Annotated in this window: 16 protein-coding genes; 5 read left to right on the top strand and 11 right to left on the bottom strand. The window is 71.0% G+C overall.

Annotated elements, in window-relative coordinates:
* Nucleotides 1-4 precede the first annotated feature (4 nt).
* The 5 genes from G398_RS19260 to G398_RS19255 all read right to left on the bottom strand — a co-directional run bounded on the left by G398_RS19260 (nt 5) and on the right by G398_RS19255 (nt 5936).
* A complete protein-coding gene (locus G398_RS19260) occupies nt 5-835 on the bottom strand; it encodes a S1/P1 nuclease (protein ID WP_052571376.1) in 831 nt (276 codons plus the stop codon).
* Between the two features lie 4 nt (nt 836-839).
* Nucleotides 840-1715 carry a signal peptidase I gene (gene lepB, locus G398_RS16090; RefSeq protein ID WP_052571374.1) on the bottom strand — a complete coding sequence of 292 codons (876 nt, stop codon included), beginning with the start codon at nt 1713-1715 and terminating at the stop codon, nt 840-842.
* A 21-nt stretch (nt 1716-1736) separates the two neighbouring features.
* A complete protein-coding gene (locus tag G398_RS16085) occupies nt 1737-2348 on the bottom strand; it encodes a hypothetical protein (RefSeq protein WP_043483482.1) in 612 nt (203 codons plus the stop codon).
* Nucleotides 2348-4858: a Tex family protein gene (locus tag G398_RS16080; RefSeq protein ID WP_425402677.1), complete on the bottom strand. Its 2511-nt coding sequence runs from the start codon at nt 4856-4858 to the stop codon at nt 2348-2350. Before G398_RS16080 ends, G398_RS16085 begins: the two co-directional genes overlap by 1 nt.
* A gap of 67 nt (nt 4859-4925) precedes the next feature.
* A complete protein-coding gene (locus G398_RS19255) occupies nt 4926-5936 on the bottom strand; it encodes a CobW family GTP-binding protein (protein WP_052571370.1) in 1011 nt (336 codons plus the stop codon).
* A gap of 45 nt (nt 5937-5981) precedes the next feature.
* On the opposite strand from G398_RS19255, the gene G398_RS16070 reads away from it, so the two are divergent.
* Nucleotides 5982-7250, top strand: coding sequence for a 3-deoxy-D-manno-octulosonic acid transferase (locus G398_RS16070; protein ID WP_052571368.1), 1269 nt, complete (start codon nt 5982-5984; stop codon nt 7248-7250).
* 15 nt (nt 7251-7265) lie between these two features.
* Nucleotides 7266-8177 (top strand): ATP-binding response regulator, encoded by a 912-nt coding sequence (locus G398_RS0103835; RefSeq protein ID WP_026852610.1) that lies wholly within the window; start codon nt 7266-7268, stop codon nt 8175-8177.
* Between the two features lie 103 nt (nt 8178-8280).
* On the opposite strand, the gene trxA is transcribed toward G398_RS0103835, so the two are convergent.
* The 3 genes from trxA to ribB are packed head-to-tail and all read right to left on the bottom strand — an operon-like array spanning nt 8281 to nt 10228.
* Complete coding sequence (gene trxA / locus G398_RS0103830) at nt 8281-8601, bottom strand: thioredoxin (RefSeq protein ID WP_043483480.1); 321 nt, start codon at nt 8599-8601, stop codon at nt 8281-8283.
* A gap of 17 nt (nt 8602-8618) precedes the next feature.
* A complete protein-coding gene (locus G398_RS16065; protein WP_052571366.1) occupies nt 8619-9113 on the bottom strand; it encodes a Crp/Fnr family transcriptional regulator in 495 nt (164 codons plus the stop codon).
* Nucleotides 9110-10228: a 3,4-dihydroxy-2-butanone-4-phosphate synthase gene (gene ribB, locus G398_RS0103820; RefSeq protein ID WP_026852608.1), complete on the bottom strand. Its 1119-nt coding sequence runs from the start codon at nt 10226-10228 to the stop codon at nt 9110-9112. Before ribB ends, G398_RS16065 begins: the two co-directional genes overlap by 4 nt.
* A 102-nt stretch (nt 10229-10330) precedes the next feature.
* Here ribB and G398_RS0103815 point away from each other — a divergent pair, with 102 nt between their 5' ends.
* From G398_RS0103815 to G398_RS0103805, 3 genes are read left to right on the top strand one after another with little or no spacing between them, the layout of a single operon-like run.
* Nucleotides 10331-11350 carry a DUF4388 domain-containing protein gene (locus tag G398_RS0103815; RefSeq protein ID WP_026852607.1) on the top strand — a complete coding sequence of 340 codons (1020 nt, stop codon included), beginning with the start codon at nt 10331-10333 and terminating at the stop codon, nt 11348-11350.
* Between the two features lie 11 nt (nt 11351-11361).
* A complete protein-coding gene (locus tag G398_RS0103810) occupies nt 11362-12450 on the top strand; it encodes a hypothetical protein (RefSeq protein WP_026852606.1) in 1089 nt (362 codons plus the stop codon).
* A complete protein-coding gene (locus G398_RS0103805; protein ID WP_026852605.1) occupies nt 12447-13376 on the top strand; it encodes a cell division protein FtsX in 930 nt (309 codons plus the stop codon). Before G398_RS0103810 ends, G398_RS0103805 begins: the two co-directional genes overlap by 4 nt.
* Nucleotides 13377-13412: 36 nt before the next feature.
* On the opposite strand, the gene G398_RS0103800 is transcribed toward G398_RS0103805, so the two are convergent.
* Genes G398_RS0103800 through murC form a run of 3 tightly spaced genes read right to left on the bottom strand, consistent with a single transcriptional unit; the run spans nt 13413 to nt 18004 of the window.
* Nucleotides 13413-13994 carry a UbiX family flavin prenyltransferase gene (locus tag G398_RS0103800; RefSeq protein ID WP_026852604.1) on the bottom strand — a complete coding sequence of 194 codons (582 nt, stop codon included), beginning with the start codon at nt 13992-13994 and terminating at the stop codon, nt 13413-13415.
* 10 nt (nt 13995-14004) lie between these two features.
* The gene (locus tag G398_RS0103795) at nt 14005-16629 is read right to left on the bottom strand and encodes a M14 family zinc carboxypeptidase (protein WP_026852603.1); all 2625 of its coding nucleotides are present in this window, start codon (nt 16627-16629) and stop codon (nt 14005-14007) included.
* A gap of 7 nt (nt 16630-16636) precedes the next feature.
* Nucleotides 16637-18004, bottom strand: coding sequence for a UDP-N-acetylmuramate--L-alanine ligase (gene murC / locus G398_RS0103790; RefSeq protein ID WP_026852602.1), 1368 nt, complete (start codon nt 18002-18004; stop codon nt 16637-16639).
* Nucleotides 18005-18112: the final 108 nt, after the last annotated feature.

Genomic DNA, 18112 nt, shown 5'->3' with positions numbered 1-18112 from the left:
CCGCCTACGGTTTCATGAATTCAACTTGGCTGGGCTTGCCCGCCTCGATCCACGCGTTGAGGATCGCGTCTCCGAGGTGCCGCCCCGCGAGCTGCAACTGCTGCTTCACCACGGGACCCTGCTTGGCCCAGAAGATCGCCCAGTAGGCCTGGGTGCGCCGCTTTCCGCCTTTCCCCCGGGGGGTGGTACGGTCCGCTTTGCGGTCGTCCTCCAGGAGGCGAGGCACCAGGGCATGGGAGGCCCGGAGCCAATCCCAGGTGTGATCCGGAAAGGCCGGGTCGGCCTCGGCGGGCATGGCTTCGAGGTCCCCGGGCCGGATGAACCGCTCGACCAGCCCCGTTTCCCAGCGGCTGTGGATCCCCCGCTGATCCGTGAGTTGGCCGTCGTGGTTCTCGGTGGTGTGCAGGGGCACGTGAGCGTCGGCGACGTAGTGGCTCAGGATCGAGGTGGCCAGGGCCACCCGGGCCCCGTCGCCGGAGCGGAAGGCCTCCACCAGATCCCGCCAGCGGTCCTGGATGATCCAGGGCACCACGCCCTTGCGGTAGTAGTCCCCGCCGATCCGGGCCCGGGCCTCCCCGAGGGTGCGGGGCAGGTGGCCGGGGCCCCCGTAGGGCTCCATGTCGAAGTAGTGGCGAGGCCCTTCCTTGCGGTCCTGGCGCCAGTGGTCGGGATCCGAGGCGTGCTCCTCCACCTCCGCCTCGCGCCCCGCGTACCAGGCGCGGGGGCCCGGCGGCAGGCCCTCCAGGGCCAGGGTGCAGACGAGGCGATGCCCCTTGTCCCCCCAGGCGGAGAGGGGCAGGGCCGCCAGGAGCATCAGGAGGACAGGCGCCTTCACAGGGCTATTCGGGGATGGTCCCGGTCCGCTCCCAGCGGGTGCGGGTGAAGAAGTGGCGGGCGGCGTCGATGAAGTCGGCGGCCACGTCGCCGGGGCCTTCGGGCACGCGGCCGTTGTCGTTGTCCGTGTCGCCCTCGCGGAAGCTCCACCAGACCATGAAGGGCCGGCCCCGCAGGTGGTCGGCGGGGAGGAAGCCCCAGTAGCGGCTGTCCATGCTGTTGTCGCGGTTGTCGCCCATGGCGAAGATGTGGCCTGGCGGCACGGTGACGGGGCCCAGGTTGTCCTTGAACCCCTCCTGGATGAGGCTGTTCATGGACTGCATCTGGTTGTGGTCATGGAGCGCGAGGACTTCCGGATCCGCCTGGCGCCACAGCCCCACGGGATGCTCGGCCTCGCCGGCGTAGCGGCTCGGAGGCCAGGGCCCGGGCGTGGGGCCTTCGGAGCCACGGCCGAACTGGAACTCGAAGGGGCCCGTGACCTGCTTGCCGTTCACGTACAGGCGCTTGTCGCGCATCTCCACCGTGTCGCCCGCCAGGGCCACGCAGCGCTTCACGTAGTCCTGGTCACGGTCGATGGGGTAGCGGAAGACGATGATGTCGCCCCGCTTCACGCTCCGCATGGGGAACAGCGTCTCCTCCCAGGCCCACTGGGGCTGGGCGAAGATGAACTTGTTGGCCAGCAGGTGGTCGCCGATCATCAGCGTGTTGCGCATGGAGGCCGAGGGGATCTTGAACTGCTGGCCCACGAAGGTCTTGAAGAACAGGATCAGGACCATGGCAAAGCAGATCACCTCGAGGTTGTCCCGCACGGTGCCCTTGGCGGCGCCCGGGGGCAGGACCACTTCGGTCTCTTCAGGCTTGTCGGTCGTCTCGGCGGCCATGGCGGCTCCAGGAAGGGTCGATCAGGGGCGTCGGTCGAGGGGGGCGGCGGGCAGGTCCACGAATCCGCGGGCCACGAGCCGGTTCACGGTCACCCAGGCGCCGCCGCGCTCCTCCTGGGACTCCACCTCCCCGAGGTTGGGCAGGTAGAGCGTGCGCCGGCGCGGCCCCTGGGACGGCTGCGCCTCCACCCACAGGCCGACGGGGTCCGAGGTGGCCGGCAGGAGGGCAGCCCCCTCCCAGGTGGCGCGGCCCACCACGCGGTAGCGGGTGCCGCGCTCCTCCCAGGCCATGGTGGCGGGGAATCCCGCGGGAAGCGTCTGGGCCAGGACGCGGCCATCGTCGCCCAGGAGGGCGATGCCGCCGTCCTGGTGGCGGACCATCAGGCTCATGTGGCTGTTGAGGCTGGTGAGGTCCAGCTGCACGAGGCGGGGCGCGCCGGGCGCCATGGAGGATCTCGCCACGCGCACCTGCAGCCGGTCCGCCGAGCGCTGGGGCTGGGGCCGGGAGGGATCCTCGAAGGCCAGGGTGAGACCCTCCTCCCAGGGGCCGTAGACCGGCGCGGCGGCGCGGGGCTGGCAGGCCAGGGAGAGCAGCAGGGCCACCGGGGTCAGCAGGCGCAGGGCCAGGCGCATCAGCGGGGCCCCTTGTTGAACTTGGCCATCAGGTCCGAGAGCGAGGCGCCCGTGGCCGGCACCGCGGGTTCCCGCTTGGGCTGGGCTGGGCGGGCCTCACGCTCAGGCCGCAGAGGCCGGGCCTCCTGGGGCCGGGGGGGACGTGGGCCTTCGGGGCGCGGCGGCCGCTGGCCCTCGGGCCGGGGCGGGCGGGGGCCCTGGGGCCGGCCCCCGGCCTGGGGGGCGCCCTGGGGCCGCGGTGGGCGGGGGCCTCCCTGAGCCTGGCCCTGGGCGCGGCCCTGGGGACGGCCCTGTTGCGGATGGCGATGGTGGAACTGGGGCCGGTCGGCGCCCTCGGGGGCGGCCAGCAGCGCCTTGATGGAGAGGGCGATGCGCTTGGCCTCGAGATCCACGGCCAGCACCTTCACCTTCACGGCCTGGCCCACGCTGAGGGCGTCCGCGGGGTTCTTCACGTAGCGGTGGGCGATCTCGGAGAGGTGCACCAGGCCGTCCTGGTGGACGCCGACATCCACGAAGGCGCCGAAGTCGGTGACGTTCGTGACGATGCCCTGGAGCTCCATGCCCACTTCCAGGTCGCTGGGCTTGTTGACGCCCTCGCGGAACTGCACGGCCTCGAACTTGTGGCGGGGATCGCGGCCGGGCTTCTTCAGCTCGGCCAGGATGTCCTTCACGGTCTCCACGCCGAACTTCTCGTCGACGAGCAGCTTGGGATCCAGCGCGTCCAGCACCGCATCGTTGCCGATGAGCTCGGGGACGGTCTTGCCCGCCAGCTGGCAGATGCGCTGCACGACGGGGTAGCTCTCCGGGTGCACGGCGGAGGCGTCCAGGGGATCCTCGCCACCGGGGATGCGGAGGAAGCCCGCGGCCTGCTGGAAGGCCTTGGCGCCGAAGCGGCCGACCTCCAGGAGCTGCTCCCGGCGCTTGAAGGCGCCGTGCTCAAAGCGGTGGGCCACGATGTTCTTCGCCAGTCCCTCGCCGATGCCGGCCACGTAGGCCAGCAGCTTGTAGGAGGCGCTGTTGAGGTCCACGCCCACGCGGTTCACACAGCTCTCGACCACATCATCGAGGCCCTTCTTCAGCGCGGTCTGGTTCACGTCGTGCTGGTACTGGCCCACGCCGATGCTCTTGGGGTCCACCTTGACCAGCTCGGCCAGGGGATCCTGGAAGCGCCGGGCGATGCTCACGGCGCCGCGCACGGTGACGTCGTGCTCCGGGAACTCCTCCCGGGCGATGTCGCTGGCGGAGTACACCGAGGCGCCCGCCTCGCTCACGCTCACGCAGATCAGGCCCGTGCGGTTCGTTTCCTTCAGCCACTCGCGGATGAAGGCCTCCACCTCTCGGCCGCCGGTGCCGTTGCCCACGGCGATGGCCTCCACGGGGTTCTCGGTGCAGAGCTTCTCGAGGATGGCGCGGCTGCCCTCCAGGTCGCGCTTGGGCTCCAGGGGGTAGATGACCTCGTTCTGGACGAGCTGGCCCAGGCGGTTGATGACCACCAGCTTGCAGCCCGTGCGGATGCCGGGGTCCACGCCCAGGGTGCAGCGCTGGCCCGCGGGCGGCGCCAGCAGCAGGTGGTCCAGGTTGGTCTGGAAGACCTTGATGGCCTCGCCGTCGGCCTTCTTCTTGGCCTCGTAGCGCACTTCGGATTCGATGGTGGGGGCCAGCAGCCGGTCGAAGGCGTCGCCGGCCACCTCGTTCAGGAAGCGGCGGTAGCCGCTGCCGGGGTTCACCTGCACCTTGGAGACGAGCTGGCTCACCAGGTTCTCGCGCTCCACCAGGAGCTTCACGGTGAGGATCTCCTCCTTCTCGCCGCGGCGGAGGGCCAGCAGGCGGTGGCTGGGGATCTTGCGGATGGGCTCGGAGAAGTCGAAGTAGGGCTTGAAGCGGAGCGCAGCCTGGTCGGCCTTGCGCTCCTCGCGGATCTCGGACTTGAGGATGCCGTGCTCGTGGAACTCCAGGCGCAGCCAGGCGCGGATCTCCGCGTCCTCTGCCAGGCGCTCGGCCAGGATGTGGCCTGCGCCCTCCATGCACTCGGAGGGGGAACGGAGGCCCTCTTCATCCTTGATGAAGGGCTCGGCGATGAGGAAGGGATCGGCGCCGCTCTCGTCCGCCAGCAGCGAGTCAAGCAGGGGCTCCAGGCCCCGCTCCCGGGCCACCGTGGCCTTGGTGCGCTTCTTGGGCTTATAGGGCAGGTAGAGGTCTTCCAACTCGGCCTTCACCCAGGTGCCTTCGATCTTGGCCTTCAGCTCGGGCGTGAGCTTGCCCTGCTCCTCGATGGACTTCAGCACCGTCTTCCGGCGGTCCAGCAGGTCCTTGTAGTAGGCGTTGCGGTCTTCGACGGCGCGGATGGCCACTTCGTCGAGCGATCCCGTCGCCTCCTTGCGGTAGCGGGAGATGAAGGGCACCGTGTTGCCCTCCTCCAGCAATGCGACGATGGCGGCCACGCCGGCGCGGGGGAGCTTCAGCTCCTTGGCCATGAGGTCGAGCACTTGATCCACACTTGCTCCTTGCATCCCGGGGACCGGGCGAACTGCTGATCATACCAAGCTGGGCGCGGATCCGGCGATCGGTGGGTCCGAGCTAGAGAAAGGCCTTGCGCCGCGCGCCGGCCGGCGCCCGCTCGAGGCCGCGCAGGGCCTTCTTCCACGGGGCGGCATCCAGACCGGTGCCGATGACCACGGCGGCGCATTCGGCGGCCGTGCCATCGGCGAGGAGGGGCAGGGGCGAGATCTCCAGGCGCCCGTCCGCCAGCTGGAAGGCCCAGCGGTCGCTGCCATCGTTGCGGGCCGCCCAGCCCGCGAAGGCGCAGACGCCCTTGGCGCGCAGCAGCTCGCCCGCCTCGGGCTGGGCCAGCAGGAGGGCCTCCAGGGCCGCGGGATCGATGGGGTGGTCCCAGTGCAGCGTGAGTGACCGGGCCTCGGCGAAGCTGGGCCCCTCCGTGGGCGCCCAACCCTCCGGCGCCGGCCGCAGGTCGCCACGCCAGGGATCGGGGCTGCCCTCGGGAGCGTTCCCGTGGCGCGTGGCGACGAGGGGGATGTGCTTGAAGGCCGCGCGCAGCTCGCCCTCCCAGGCCACGGCGGCGGAGGGGTCGAGATCCGCCTTGCTGAGGTGGATGAGGCTGGCCAGGGCCGCCTGCCGGTGGAGCAGGGGCCTGGTCTTCAGGTGATCCACGGGCGCCAGGCTGGAGATCACCGTGAGGAGGCCTGCCAGGCGCAGGCGCCCGGCCAGGGCGGGTTCCCCCTCCAGATCCAGCAGGTCCGTGGGGTCGGCCAGGCCCGTGGTCTCCAGCACGACGCGCTGGGGCCGCGTTCCGTCCGGCTGGTCGCACCAGGCCTGGAGGGTGGCGACCACATCGTTGCGGAGGCTGCAGCAGACGCAGCCGTTCACCAGGTTCTCCACGCCCGCCAGCTCGGGCCGTTCGGCATCCACCAGGGTGCCGTCCACGCTCACGGCGCCGAACTCGTTGATGAGTACCGCCACGCGACGCCCGGCCGCCACCTCCGCCTTCAGCAGGCGGTTCACAGCGGTGGTCTTTCCGGCGCCCAGGGGGCCGGTGACGATGAGGACTTCCAGGGGGGCGGGTTCGGACATCCTTCCATGATGCCGTCCGGCGCCGAAATGTGAGAGCGTGGAGCCGTGGATGCCCTGGATCTGAGCTACCGCGTGGCCGTCTCCCTGGTCGGGGCGGTGGCCCGCGCCTGCTCCCGCGGCCTGCCGGGAGGCTGGCGGCTGCGCCTGGAGGCGGAGGCGCCGGACCTGCCCGCGGGCCGGTGGATCTGGCTGCACGCCGTGAGCGTGGGCGAGCTGCTGCTGGCGGATGGCCTGGTGGCACGGCTCCGCGAGGCCGGCCATCGCGTCCACCTGAGCACGGGCACGCCCGCGGGGCTTGAACTCCTGGCGAAGCGCCTGCCCGGCTGGGATGCGGGCACGGGCTGCGTCAGCGGCGGCGCCTTCCCCCTGGACGATCCCGCGGGCCTGGAGCCCTTCCTCCGCAGCGCACCCGGCGCCTTCATCGCCCTGGAGACCGAGCTGTGGCCCGGGCTGCTCCAGGAGCTGGAGGTCCGCGGCATCCCGCGCCTCGTGGTGAACGGCCGGCTCACAGCGAAATCGCTCCAGCGGGGCGGCCCATGGCTGCGGCGGGCGGCCTCGCGCCTCAGCCTGGTGGCTGCGCGGGATGAGGCCAGCCTCGAGGCCTTCCATCAGCTGGGGGCGCCGAACGTGCAGCTGGGTGGCAACCTCAAGGCGGACCTGCCCCCGCCCAGGCCCCTGCACGCGGGCTGGGCGGCCCTGCGCGAGGCCTGGTCGGCCTTCCCTGTGGTGGTGGCCGGCAACACGGTGGCGGGCGAGGAGGACTTGGTGCTGGAGGCCTGGCGGACCGCCCGGGCGCGGATCCCGGGCCTCCGCCTCATCCTGGCGCCGCGCCAACCCCGGCGCTTCGACGGCGTGGCGGAGCTGCTGGCGGGCCGGGGCCTCTCCTTCCGGCGCGCCTCCGGCGGATGGCCGCAGGCCCCGGCCTGGTCTCCGATCGACGTGCTGCTCCTGGATACGTTGGGGGAACTCGCCGCCGCCTACGGCGAGGGCACCGTGGCCCTGGTGGCCGGGGGCTGGGCCGCGGAGGGCGGGCACAACCCGCTGGAAGCGGCGCGGCTCGGCGTGCCGGTCCTGCTGGGGCCCGGCTTCGCCAATTTCGATGACCTGGTTCCCCCCCTCCGGGAGGCGGGCCTGCTCCGGGTGGTGGCGCCAGCGGAACTGGGCGCGGTCCTGGGCGAGGCCCTGGCCGCCGCGCCGCGGCGCTCCAGGGGGCCCGTTCCGCTGCCCGAAGCTCTGGGGGGTACCTTGGAGCGCACCCTGGCCCTGCTGACGCCCCATCTGCCCATTCCCGGCAGTCCGGCCCTAGTATCCTGACGACACGGAGCCTCCATGATCCGCCGCGGGACGCACATCCTCCTCATCGATGACGACCCGGCCGTGCTCGAGATGGTCCAGTCGGCCCTGGCCCACTACGGCATGGAAGTCCATGCCTACTCCGACGCGGCCCAGGCCGTGGAGCTGCTCCAGAACGCCCACGCCCCGGCATTCGACCTGGTCATCAGCGACATCAACATGGAGGGGATGGACGGGTTCGACGTGGTCCACAAGGTGAAGGCCAGCCACCCCCACCTGCCGGTGGTGCTCATGACGGGCCAGGCCTCCGTGGACTACGCCATCCAGGCCATGCGGTTCGGCGCCTCCAACCTCTTCATGAAGCCCATCGCCCTGCGCGACCTGGTGCAGAGCGTGTTCCACCTCGTGGACCTGCACCGGGAGCTCCGCAAGGCGGACGACGGCTTGCGGGGCCTGGTCAACGAGCGACGGCACTTCCTCTTCCGGTCCGATGAGCTGGACATCCCGAGCCTCATGCACCATCTCACGGACCGGCTGGTGCCCATGGGCTTCGCCTCCTCCAGCAACATCGACGTCATCGCCATGGCCATCCACGAGGCCCTGGTGAACGCGCTGGAGCACGGCAACCTGGACCTGGACTCGCAGCTCAAGGGGGACCTCTTCGCGGTGGAGGACCCCTATGCCACCCTCCGCGCGCAGCGGATGGCGGATCCCGAGTACGCGGGGCGGCTGATCGAGGTGCGCCTGGCCATGGACACCGAGCGCTTCGAGGTGGAGATCAGCGACGAGGGCCGGGGCTTCGACGCCGCCCAGCTCGCCCCGCCGCAGCCCGATTCGGAGCTGGCCCCCCACTGCGGCCGCGGCCTGCCCCTCATCCTCCTCGTGATGGACGAGGTCCACTTCAATGAGAAGGGGAACCAGGTGCGGCTGGTGCTGAGGAGGAAATAGCTGTTGGCTATCAGCCGTCAGCTATCGGCTTTCAGCCAAAAGCAAAGCGCCGGGTCGCCCCGGCGCTTCTACTGATAGCTGAGAGCTGATAGCTGATAGCCCCTTAAAACGCACTCTCCACGAACGCCTTCAGCTGGGGCTTGGGCTGGCCGCCGATGAGCTTGTTCACGGGCTTGCCGTCCTTGAAGACGATGAGGGTGGGGATGCTCATGATGCCGAACTGGCCGGCCACCTGGGGATTCTCGTCCACGTTCATCTTCACGAACTTGGCCTGGCCCTTCATCTCGGCGGCCAGCTCGTCCAGGACGGGGGCGATCATCTTGCAGGGGCCGCACCAGGGGGCCCAGAAATCCACGAGGGTGACGCCCTGGGCGACAGCCTGGGGGAATTCGGCGTCGGTGATGTGGGCGACGAGGTCAGACATGGGAACTCCTTTCAAGTTCAGGGTACAGGAATGGGGCCGCCGGGATTGGCGCCGCCCCACTGGGCGATGGTGAAGATGCCCATGTAGCGGTCGTTGGTCTCCCGCAGTCGCTGGGCGAGCACCTCGCAAAGGGCGTAGAGGAGCTTGAGGGCGATCTTGTGCTGGGCCTCGATCAGGTCCCGGAGGTCCTGGAGGGGGATGAAGAACAGCTCGGAGGGCTCGTTGGCGATGGCGTCCGCCGCCCGGGCCGCGAGGTCGATGAGGGCCATCTCCCCGAAGAAGGCCGGGGGCGCCAGCACAGCCAGGGCCTCCTCGCCGGTGGCGCTCCGCTTGGAGATGCGCACCGAGCCCTTGAGCACAACGAACAACCCGTCCCCCGCATCGCCCTCCCGGAAGATCAGCTCGCCGGTGCAGACCTGGCGCACCTGGCCGATCATCAGGATCTGGGCGCGCTCCGCCTCGTCCAGGTTCCGGAACAGGGGCGAGCGGGTCAGGAAGAGGGCGTCGATCACTGCCGATCCGTATGGGGCTGTTCCAGGGACGGTTCCAGAGGCACGTGCGCACAGAGGTCGAGGCCGAAGCCCCGCAGTCCAATGTACTTGGTTTCGTGGCGGCTGAGGAGGCGCATTTTTCCAACGCCCAGCTGGCGCAGGATCTGGGCGCCCACGCCGAAATCCCGGTCGTTCATGGCCTGGAGCTGGGCGTGGCCCTCATCGGCGACGCCGGGCGTGCGGGCGTGGCGGCGCAGGTAGACCAGCACGCCGCGACCCTCCTTGGCCAGGGCGGCCATGGCCTTCTGGAAGAGGCCCGACTCGAAGCCGTGCAGGTCATCCGGCAGGGTCTCCACGTGGACCCGGACCAGGGGCGGATCGCCAGCGGCCAGATCCCCGAGGACAAAGGCCAGGTGGCGGCCGCCGTCCAGCAGGCTCTGGAAGCTGTGCACCTTGAGGTCGCCCCAGGTGCTGGCCATGGCCCGCACTTCGAGGGGCTTGACCAGGGGCTCCTGGCGGAGGCGGTAGGCCACCAGGTCCGCCACGGTCACCAGCGGCAGCCCGTGCTGGCGGCAGAAGGGAACGAGGTCGGGCACCCGGGCCATGGTGCCGTCGTCCTTCATGATCTCGCAGATGACGCCGCTGGGGTTCAGGCCCGCCAGGCGCGCCAGGTCCACGCTGGCCTCGGTCTGGCCCGTGCGGGTGAGCACGCCGCCGGGGCGGGCCCGCAGGGGGAAGACGTGGCCCGGCTTCACGAAGTGCTGGGGCTTGGCGTCCGGGGCGATGAGGGCCTGGATGGTGCGGGACCGGTCCTGGGCGCTGATCCCGGTGGTGGTGCCTTCGCGGGCCTCCACGGAGATGCAGAAGGCCGTCTCGAAGGGGCTGGTGTTGTCACGCACCATGAGGGGGATCTGGAGCCGGTCCAGCACAGGGCCTTCCAGCGCCGCGCAGATGAGGCCGCGGCCGTAGGTGGCCATGAAGGCGATGGCCTCGGGCGTGACGTGCTCGGCGGCCAGGGTGAGGTCGCCCTCGTTCTCCCGGTCCTCGTCATCGACCACCACGACCATGCGGCCCTGCCGGATGGTGTCGATGGCTTCCTCGATGGAGGCGAAGGGGGAGTCGGGGCGGGTGTTCATAGACCCATCAGGATCGCGCAGGTGGACCCGGGGGGGAAGTGCGCACTCCGTGGTAAGGTTGAACATCTCCTATAGGCCTCCATTTTCCGAGAGGAACAGCCCATGTCCCAGGGTGTGATCCAAGGCTCCATGCGTGAGGCGCCGCTGCCCGACATCATCCAGCTCGTGAGCCAGGGCGGGAAGTCGGGGTGCTTCCACGTGCAGCAGGAGGCCTCCCGCGCCCGCATCTATCTGAAGGATGGCCGGATCATCCACGCCGTCACGCACGCGGGCGAGGGCTTCGAGGCCCTCATGGAAGTGGCCCTGTGGCTCGATGGCAGCTACCGGTTCGAGGAACTGGTGCCCGATGTGCCGTCCACGATCACCAAGCCCAATGCGTCCATCCTGATGGAGCTGGGACGCCGCATGGACGAGTGGCGGGTCATCAGCCAGAAGGTCCCCTCCGTGGACCTCTACCCCGCCTCCACCCTGCTGCCCGGCGAGACGCCGCATGGGGTGAACCCCCGGGAGGCCCGGATCCTCGCCCTGTCCACGGGCTGGTACAGCGTGGCAGAAGTGGCCGAGGCCGTGCAGAAGCCCGTGCTCACCGTCGCCAAGGACCTCTATGGCCTGGTGATGGCGGGCCACGTGGTGCTGAAGGGCATCCGGTCCGGCAAGCCCCCCAAGATCGATGCTCCGGGACCCTCCGAACCCGTGGCGCAGGCCGCGCCGCAGGTCCAGGTGGAGATCCCGGTCCCCGCCGCGGTCCCTCCTCCGGCGGTGCCCGGCGGATTTCCAGAGGTTCACGAGGCCCTGCCGGAGGCGGTGGGCGGCGGCGTGGCCGGAGCCCCGCATGCGCAGGCCAAGCCCGCTCCCATGGATGACCCCCAGCGCATGGTGAAGCTCATGAACTTCACCCAGCGCATCGCCCAGGCGGCCAAGATGGTCCTGCCCGAGGCCCAGCACGAGATGGTGAACCGGCTCCAGGCCAAGGCCACCCAGCAGATCATCTCCGGCGACGGTCCCGAGGCGGTGAAGAACCTGGCCCTGGCCATCAGCCGCGGGGCGGTGGACGCGGGCTGCGACGCCGACATGGTGCGCACCCTGAACACCCACCTCAAGTCGCTGTTCGCCACCAAGTAGGCGGTATCCCCATGCTCCAGCGAATTCTCACGGGCGTCCTCGCCTCGGTCCTGCTCCTCGCGGTGGGCTGCAAGGAGGCCGATGGCGGCTTCTCCGGAGGCACCACCGGCGTGGCCCTCTATGCCTATGACAGCACCTCCAGCTCGATCTTCGTCTGGAGCGACCTGAGCACCCTGTACGACAACGCCAGCGGCTCCGCGGCCCCCAGCAAGACGATCACCTCGTCCGTCTTCGGGAGCAAGATCGCCAGCCTGGCCTGGGGTGGACTCTGCTTCGACCGGCAGAACGGCTACCTCTACCTGGTCTCCGACGCCGGGAACATCGTCCGCGTGAGCAACATCCGCTCGCAGAACGGGGCCCTCGCCAGCTCGGACGTCGTCTCCTTCAGCCTGTCCAGCACGGGCCGCCTTTCCGGTTCCACCTTCGGGCAGGCCAGCCTGGACATCCAGAGCGACACCCTCTACATCACCGAGAACAGCAGCAGCGGCACCCAGATCTGGGTGGTGGCCAACGCCAGCAGCCAGCCCCAGAGCGCCTCCATCACCCTCCAGGCGCTCTCCGCCAGCGGGGATACCGGCGGGACGGGCGTCGCGGCCTCCGCCGGGGCGGTCTACGCCTTCATGCTGTCCGGCGACACCGTGGGGACGGTGACGACCTACACCGGGCCCCGCCTCCGCCGGGGGACCTCCACGGGCTTCCCCGCCGCCAACACCCTCATCGGACCCGCGACCCTCCTGGGGAAGTACGGGTCCCTCGCCCTGGACACGGGCAACGGCTACCTCTTCGTGGCCCGCCACAACACCGATGCCGGGGCCACCACGGCGCCGGTCCTGGTCTTCACCACCGGCATGTTCGGCCAGGCCTACGACCAGGCGCCGAGCTCCACCCTGGGCAGCGCCACGGACCAGGCGGACCTCCGCGTCATCGCCCATGCCGGCACCAAGGACTGGCTGGTGGGCCTGCGGGGGAACGGCGACACGGCCTACGGCACGATCTTCCTCTGGAAGTCGCCCATGGGCGGCACGGCGGCCAGGACCCTCACGGCCTCGCCGGCCACCTCGCTGTTCAAGGGCGTGGCCGTGGACGGGAACGCTTCGTGACCGCGCTCCGCCTGCTGGGAGTGCTGCTCCAGGACGTGCTGCGGGACCTCTTCCGCCACCGGGGCCAGTACCTGCTGGCCGTGCTCACCCTGGCCTCGGGCCTCCTCCTGGCGGGCGGCGGACTGATGCTGGTGGAAAGCCTGGACCGGTTCGTGGGGCGCGTGGAGGACATGGCCAAGGTGGTGGTCTACGCCGCCGACGGGAAGAGCCTCGACGAGGCCGAGGCCCGGCTCCGCCGGGATCCCCGCTTCCGCGAGGTGCGCCGGGTGACCGCGGCCGAGAACCGCCAGCGCTTCCAGTCCGCCACCCGGGAGGCGGGCCTGCTGCTGGAGAGCGCCGGCCAGGATGCCCTGCCCGAGAGCCTGGAGCTGAGCCTCCGGGAGGATCTGGCCGAGGGCGCCAAGGCCGTGGAGGTGGCCGCGAGCCTGCGGAACCTGCCCGGCGTGGGCGACGTGCTGGCGGATCAGGAGCGGCTGGAGCAGCTCCAGCACATGGCCCGCATGCTGCGTTCCGCCCTGGCCAGCCTGGGCGCTGTGCTCCTCATCGCCGCCGGCTTCGCCACGGGCAACGTCATCCGCATGAGCATCCTGGCCCGCGAGGAGGAGATCAGCATCATGCGCCTGGTGGGGGCCTCCGAGAGCTTCATCCGCACGCCGCTGGTGATCGAGGGCGCCGCCCTGGGCCTGGGCGGCAGCTTCCTGGCCCTGCTGGGCCTCTTCGGCCTGTGGCTGCCCGTCTCCCGGGGCATGGGCGGCCTCTCGCCCCTGCTGGTGGACCTGGCGCGTCTGGGCTTCTTCTCAGCCGGAAGCATGGCCCTGCTGGCTCTCGTGGGCGCCGCCACCGGTGCGCTCGGAGCCCTCTGGGCCTTCTGGACCACCCGCCGCGCCCAGCGCGCCGAGGCCGCGCTGATGGAGAGCGCGGGCTGAAGGACGACTCCAGTCTCCGGACTCCAGCCTGAAACCCTACTCCCGCCACCGCCGCGGATCCGCCTCCCGCAGCCCCAGCTGGTCCAGCACCCGCGTGGCGAAGGTGTCGTAGAGGTCGTCGAGGGCCTTCGGGGCGGTGTAGAAGCTGGGCATGAGGGGCATCACCACGGCGCCGGCGTCGTGGAGGCGCAGCATGTTCTCCAGGTGGATGCGGTTGAGGGGGGTCTCGCGCAGGCAGAGCACCAGCGGGCGCCGCTCCTTGAGGCAGACGTCCGCCGCGCGGCTCACCAGGGACTCGCTCACGCCGGAGGCGATGCGGCCCAGGGCCCCGGCGCTGCAGGGCACGATGGCCATCCCGTCGTGGCGGTGGGAGCCGGAGGAGATGTCGGCACCCAGGTCGCGCTCGTCCCGGAGGCCGACCTTGGGCAGGGCCGCCAGATCCTTGGGGGTGAGGCCCGTCTCGTCCAGCAGGCAGCGCTTCCCCGTGGGTGAGAGCAGGAGGGCGACCTCCTCCACCGCGGGGCTGGCGGCCAGGCGACGCAGCACCGCCACGCCGAAGGCCGAGCCGGAGGCGCCGGTGATGGCGAGGGTGAAGCGGAGGCCTCGGGGCGTCGTCATTCGGGCTTCCTCATTCCGGAGCGGGCCGGTAGGCCCCGAAGAAGATGGCGTTGAACAGCAGGCGGCGCGTGAAGGGCTCCTGGCCGCGGAAGACGGGATCGCCAGCCACCAGGATCACGGCCCCCCGGCCCAGCTTCTCGCGCAGGGCGTAGGCCGTCTGCTGGACCTTGGCCTCCATGGCCTTCGGCACCAGGCCCGAGACCTTCAGCTCCTCCTTGCCGTAGTGGAGGGGATTCTCGCCGCCAGCGCTCAGTTCCAGGATGGGGTCGCTGGCGTCCAGCACCGCGGCGCCGGCCTCGGCATGGAGGCCCCAGGCCAGGGGATGGCTGCCGTCCACCTGGACCTTCAGGAAGGCGCCTGGGATGCTCTCCTCCAGGGCCTGTTCCTCCCGCTTGTCCCAGGGGCGCACCAGCTCGGCGGGATCGGCCTTGGGCGCCTCGCGCTTGGGATCCTTCTCCTTGAGCCGGGCCTCCTCGGCGGCCTTGGCCAGCAGGTGGTAGCCCGTGGGCGTGAGGCCCGCCCGGGAGGCGTAGGCCGCGCCGCCCTGGAAGGCCAGGAGGCTGCCGCCTTCGGTGACCCAGGCCTTGAGCTTCGCCGCGCCGCCTTCGCCGAGGGCCTGCTGCCAGGCTTTCCCCTGGGCGCCATCATCCACCACGATGACGTGCGTGAAGCGGGCCAGGGACGTGGCGCCGAGCCGCTCGGCGCGCAGCTGCACGAAGGGCAGGCCGGCCTCCGTGAGGGTGTGGGCCAGGGCGCCGAAGGCCGTGGGGTTGGCGGGGCGGTCCATGAGCACGGCGATGTGGGGGGAGCGGAGGATCAGGGCGCGGTTGGAGCCCAGGTCCGGTCCGGCGTCCATCTGGGCCGTGTCCACGGCCACCACGGGGTGGTGGTTCTCCCGGGCGAGCACCTGGAGGCGGCCCTGGAGGGACTCCAGGTTCCGGATCCTGGGCAGGACCAGCGTGCCTGGCGCGAAGCGCTGGCCTTTGAAGGTGGCGGCCTCCGCCAGGGCCAGGGCCTTGAACCCATCCTGGAGAAGGGCGGCCAGGGTGCGTTCGACGCCCTCGTGCCCCCCCGGGATGAGGTAGCCCCAGCCGGCCGCGGGGATCGCGCCCTCTTCAGCCAGGGTGAGAGGGGCCGTGGTGGCGACCCGGGGCCGCGTCTTCGCGCGCCAGGCAGGCACGTGGAAGGCCAGGGGGAGGCTCCAGGCGGTGGTGTCGTAGGTGGGCTTGGGCCCCATGCGGGCCTCGCCCTCGAGCAGGGCCTGGGCCAGGGCGCCCCGGGGCTGATCCAGGGCCACCAGGTAGCTGCCCGCCGGCAGGCCCGGGGCCTTCGCGAGGCCGATGGGTTCCAGCCCGGCGGTTCCCAGTGCCGCCGTGGTGCGCAGCACCTCGATGCCATTGCGCCCCAGCAGGTCCGCCAGGGCCCGGGCGCGGCCGGGGTCCTCGCCCTCCGCCAGGAGGAACGCCCCGGCGCGGTCGCCCAGGGCCACGCGCTCCCGGCGGGCCCGCTGGAAGTCCCAGAGCAGGGCCCGGCGCTCCGCCGCGGCCGTGGCCACGGTGGCGAGGCTGGCGGCCACGTGGCGCCGGATGCGGCCCTCCAGAGTGAGGATTTCGCCGTCCAGGCGCCGGTAGGCAGGCCCGCCCTGGCCGGCCACCTCGAAGGTCATGCCCACGGCGCCCTGGAAGGTGGGCCAGGAGTCGCCGTAGCCCGGGTAGAAGAGGTCGAACACGTCGCGGCTGAAGTAGGCCCAGCCCTGGGCATCGAAGGCCCGGGCCACGCTCTTTCCGAAGGCGACCTGCCAGCGGCCCGAGAAGGTCGGGGGCAGCGCCTCGTGGATGGGCTGCATGGTGGGCGGGAAGTAGTAGGTGGCCTCGGGCCACATCTCGTGGTGGTCCGCCAGCACCTGGGGATTCCAGCGCAGGAAGGCGGCCGCCTTGGCCTGCGACTCGCCCTGGGTCTGCCAGGCCCAGTCGCGGTTCAGGTCGAAGAGGCGGTGGTTGAAGCGGCCCCCGGGCCAGCGCAGGGTGTTCTGCGCGTCCGCGGGGTCGCTGGTGCTGAAGGGGGTCGTGGCCTCCGCCACGGCCTGCCGGTGCCGGGCCAGACCGTCCGGGTTCTGCGTGAGGTCCAGGAGCAGCACCACGCGGTCCAGCTGCCTCAGCACCTCGGGGCTGCGGGCGGAGGCGAAGTGGTAGGCCACGGCCAGAGCCGCCTCGGCGCCCGAGGCCTCGGAGCCGTGGACCGAGTAGCCCAGCCAGACGAAGGCGGGATTCGTCTCCACGATGCGCCGGGCCTCGTCCTCGCCGCAGGTCCGGGGGTCCGCCAGCTTCGCGTTGAGGGCCTGCAGGTCACCCAGGCGCTTCAGGTTCTCCGGCGAGCTGATGATCAGGAAGGGCTGCTCCCGCCCCTCCTCGGTGACATTCAGGGTGAGGAGCTTCACGCGGTCCGGCGCGGCGGCGGCCAGGGCGCGGACGTAGGCCAGCAGATCGTGGTGGGCCGTGTAGCGCGCGCCGATGTCCGGCCGGGGCACCTCGGGGCGGTGGTCGGCGGCGGGCAGCAGGCCGGGGGGCAGGCCCGCCAGGGCCACGGCGGGGGCGATGGCCGGGGCGAGGAGGGCGGGAATGAGCGCGCGCTGCATGAGGTGCTCAGGCCAGTCCCAGGAACGCGGGCCCAGCCTGGGTGATCGAGCCCGCACCGAAGGTGATGAGCAGGTCCCCGCTCCGGGTGAGGCGCTTCAAGACGTCGGGCAGGTCCTCCACACGGCCGGCCAGATGGACCTCCTTCTGGCCGTGGGCGCGCAGGGCCTCCACCACGGCGGCGCCGTCCACACCCTGGATGGGCGGTTCCCCGGCGGGGTAGATGTCCGTGACCACCACGGAATCCGCCTCGAAGAAGGCCGTGCCGAACTCGTCCAGCAGGGCCTTGGTGCGGGTGTAGCGGTGGGGCTGGAAGGCGGCCACGATGCGGCGGTCGGGGAAGCCCGCGCGGGCCGCGGCCAGGGTGGCCGCGATCTCCGTGGGATGGTGTCCGTAGTCGTCCACCACCAGCACGCCGTCCTTTTCGCCCCTGAGCTGGAAGCGCCGGTCGGCACCCGTGAAGTCGGCCAGGCTGGTGCGGATGGTCTCGCGGTCCACCTCGAGCTCCAGCGCGATGCCGATGGCCGCCAGGGCGTTCAGCACCATGTGGTGGCCCGGAACGCCCAGGCTGAAGGCACCCAGGTCGTCGCCGTTGGCGCTGACCTTGAAGTGGGTGTGGAAGCCCTCCTGGCGGATCTCCCGGGCCCGGATGTCCACCTGGGGGTGGGTGCCATAGGTGCACACCCGCCGCTTCAGGCGCGGGCGCACGGCCGCGGCGCTGGGATCGTCCATGCACAGGAACACGCAGCCGTAGAAGGGCACCTTGTTGGCGAAGGCCACGAAGGCCTCCTGGATCTCCTCCAGGTCCCGGTAGTGGTCCAGGTGCTCCCGGTCGATGTTGGTGATGGTGGCCAGGGTGGGGTTCAGCATGAGGAAGCTGCCGTCGCTCTCGTCGGCCTCAGCCACCAGGACGGGGCCCTTGCCCAGCTTGGCGTTGCTGCCGATGGTGCCCAGCTTGCCCCCGATGACAATCGTGGGGTCGAGGCTGCCATGGCTGAGCACCTGGGCCACCATGCTGGTGGTGGTGGTCTTCCCGTGGGAGCCGGCCACGGCCACGCCGTACTTCATGCGCATGAGTTCCGCCAGCATCTCGCCCCGGGGGATGACGGGCACCTTGCGGGCGTGGGCGGCCACCACCTCGGGGTTGTCGCCCTTCACGGCCGAGGAGATCACCACGACCTGGGCGCCTTCGATGGCCTCGGCCCGGTGGCCGATGTGCACTTCGATGCCCAGGCCGCGGAGGCGCTGGGTGACGGCGCTCTCCCGCAGGTCCGAACCCGACACCCGGTGGCCCAGGTTGGCGAGCACCTCCGCGATGCCGGACATCCCGATGCCGCCGATACCCACGAAATGGATGTGCTGGATCTTGCCGAACACCTTGAGGCCCCCATCCTTAGGAATTGCCAGGATACCCCAGCTCCTGGCATGGCTCTGGCATCCTAGATGGGGTTCCGCCGGAACCAAGGAGGTGTGCGATGAGGTTCC

The organism is Geothrix fermentans DSM 14018 (assembly GCF_000428885.1).
GTDB classification, from domain to species: Bacteria; Acidobacteriota; Holophagae; order Holophagales; family Holophagaceae; genus Geothrix; species Geothrix fermentans.
This window is presented reverse-complemented; position numbering and strand designations above follow the sequence as displayed.